General features: G+C 49.4%; 3 protein-coding genes and 1 tRNA gene. 1 reads left to right on the top strand and 3 read right to left on the bottom strand.

Going from position 1 to position 2,616, the window contains the following annotated elements; genetic code table 11:
• A partial coding sequence (locus WC488_05415; GenBank protein MFA5077834.1) for a metallophosphoesterase occupies positions 1-222 on the bottom strand: 222 nt, incomplete at its 3' end.
• A 310-nt stretch (positions 223-532) separates the two neighbouring features.
• On the opposite strand from WC488_05415, the gene WC488_05410 reads away from it, so the two are divergent.
• Positions 533-626, top strand: a tRNA-Ile gene (locus WC488_05410).
• 64 nt (positions 627-690) lie between these two features.
• Here the strand turns inward: WC488_05410 and WC488_05405 are convergent.
• Positions 691-1,764, bottom strand: a complete 1,074-nt coding sequence (locus tag WC488_05405) for a tRNA (guanine(10)-N(2))-dimethyltransferase (protein ID MFA5077833.1) — start codon at positions 1,762-1,764, stop codon at positions 691-693.
• A 50-nt stretch (positions 1,765-1,814) separates the two neighbouring features.
• Positions 1,815-2,616 (bottom strand): tRNA pseudouridine(13) synthase TruD (gene truD / locus WC488_05400; GenBank protein ID MFA5077832.1); only part of this gene is annotated, 802 nt, incomplete at its 5' end.

Below are 2,616 nucleotides of genomic sequence, written 5' to 3'. Positions count from 1 at the left end.
CCCGTGTATTATGAATATGGGCTTTTTTCTCCCGGAAAACATGTCCGCCGCGCGCTTGAGCGTCTCCAGCTTCGGTATCTTCGTGTCGAAAACGTCCCCTGCGACTATAATGGCGTCAGCCTTGCCCTCGGCTCCGGAAAGCGCGCTTTCGGCCTGCCTGAGCGCGTCCTCCTCGAACCGCGAGTATCCCAGGTGCATGTCCGCCACTATCGCGAGTTTCATAAGGAATTTAAATTGTAGGGCTAATAAAAAACTATGCCTGACGAAGTGCTTTTCTATCTTTCGGTTGTCGCGGTCATTCTCGTGGCCTCCTATTTCGCAACGAGGTAGAACAATTTCGTTTCCGGGCCCGTAGCTCCCATATCCCCTTTTTCTTTTAGCATCGTCCTGTTATAGCCCAAAAGAAAAAGGGGCTGAGGGTTTCACCCCCAAAAAGAAAACTATTCCGAGCGATGCCTTCCATTCTCGCCTCGCGTTCGCTTGAATAGAATTTAAAATCATTCGCAACTAGATTTTAGTGCTCGTATTCTTCGGGCCCGTAGCTCAGCCAGGCTAGAGCGTTCGACTGATAAATCCTGAAAAATTTAGAAATCGAAAGGTCCTGAGTTCAAATCTCAGCGGGCCCAACCATATCCCTTTTCTTTTAGAAAAAGAAAAGGGCTGAGGTCTTCACCCCAAAAGAAAAACTAGCTATTTCGTCTCCTGCTTCATCAATTTCGTCAATTCTTTTATTCCCGCATCAGTCTTTATGCACCGGTCGTAAAAATGCGTTTTCGCAACCACGTATCCTTTTTTCTCAAGCCCCTCGATTATATCCTCGGTTTTCGGCGCATAGGGCAGTTTTTCCCTTTTGCATATCTCATGTATGCTGTAATAGAAGGCAGGCATCCCTGCCTCTCCAATCATAAGCCCCAGCATTTTCCCTATTTCCTCCTTGTCCGCGTAATCCCGCTTCTTGCTCAGGGTTTTCATTTTTCCAAGGAACTTTTTGTCCTGAAGCTCCCCGAGCCACAAAGGCCCTGCGTAATCCATGTCTTTTTTGCAGTTTTTGCATATTCGGTTCGGGAATTTGCCGATTTCCCTGTATCCGCAATGATAGCAGTATGAAGCATATCCCAGCGTGCGCGGTATCTCTGAGGCCTTTTCCGCAGAGCGCGTAATCCTAATCAGCGTTTTTATGTAATGCCTGTCCGAAAGAGTGTAAAGCACTTCAATCCCGAAATCGAACTGGGACGCGAAATCCCCTATTTTCTTGAGCAGGACCCGCGCTCCGACTTCGTGCGTGAACTCGTTCCTCAGGTTTTTCGCCCCGTATTTCTTCATGCACGCTTTCGTGTTTTCCCCGCACAAGACAGCCACATCTGTAGCGGTGATTGAAATATATCCCTTTTTCATCTTCCTGAACGAGTAAAACGCGTTGTTCAGGAAATGGACCGGGGAGCCGAACGGGTCTATTTCAATGAAATCGGATTCGTTCTTTATTACATATTCGTTGAAATCCGCGTTGTGCGCCTCAAAATTCCTTATCTTGCTGGCTTTCGCGTTCTTCTCGATAATCGCTGGCGCAATCTTCCAGATGTCCAGCAATGTAACCATGGTTACATTAGCGTTCTCCTTCGCATATCTTAACCCTCTTATTCCTGAGGCTGCGAACCCGTCCAGCACCCTCAGCTTATCCCCTATCGCACCCACTGAAAGCGAGCCGAAGCTCCTGCACAGCCTCATTTGGGGGTTGTAGAACAATTTATCCGTTTCAAATTTCATTCCCTCTTCCTGCATGAAAAGACCTCACCGCAAATGCATCCGCTTTCCTATCACCACAAATCCTTAATAAATTCCCTGAGCGCAGAAGTCGCATAACTTCCCGCAGGCAGGGAAAATGAGAACCATCCGTCCTTGTATTCAAAATCCTTCATCGGCGCAAATAAAGTCCTGAACGTCCCCCTGGTGTTTATTTCCGGAAGCGCCTTCATCCTGAAATCCTGCTTCCGCATATTGAATCTCTCCAGCAGCTCCTCTTCCCTCTCGTTCGTTTCACTCTCGTACCCGATTATCTTCCCTGCCAGCCATTCGCTGGTTTCCTGCCGTGCGTTCCGTGTTTCCATCCTTCTCTCCAAATCCGGAAACCCGGATTTCTCGCCGCAGAAATACTCTCCTTTCTCCAGCTTCAATTCCCCCTCGGCAAGACGCTCGGAAAGCGCGAGGTTGAAAAGGTGCGACTGGAACGCGTGCACGAACATGAGCAGCATCTGCCTGGGCAGTTTCCTCAACGCGTGCGCATAATCCCTCGGATTCTCGGCTAGCCCTACGAGCAATAATCTCTCCAGCCTCAGATGCTTCGGAAAGTACGCAATCGCTTTTTTGTAATCCTTCTCCTCAGCAAGCGTTTTCCTCGCCTCCACAGCCTCCTGGTTCGTTTCCCCCTCAAATTCATACAGGTAGGATTCAACAGCTCCGCGCAAATCGCTCTGGATGAGCCTCTGGCCTATGAGGTGCGTGTTCCCCCTCGCGCCCCCGAACCTCTGGGGCCCGAAATAATTAGGGAATCTCCCCTTTAATTCGGAATAAATTTCCTGCACCGTCCGTTCATCAGCCGCCCCGTCCACCCTAATCCTG

Source organism: Candidatus Micrarchaeia archaeon, from assembly GCA_041650355.1.
GTDB lineage: Archaea > Micrarchaeota > Micrarchaeia > Anstonellales > Bilamarchaeaceae > JAHJBR01.
Note: the sequence above shows the minus strand (reverse complement) of the source record. Positions and strands in the feature narration are given on the sequence as shown.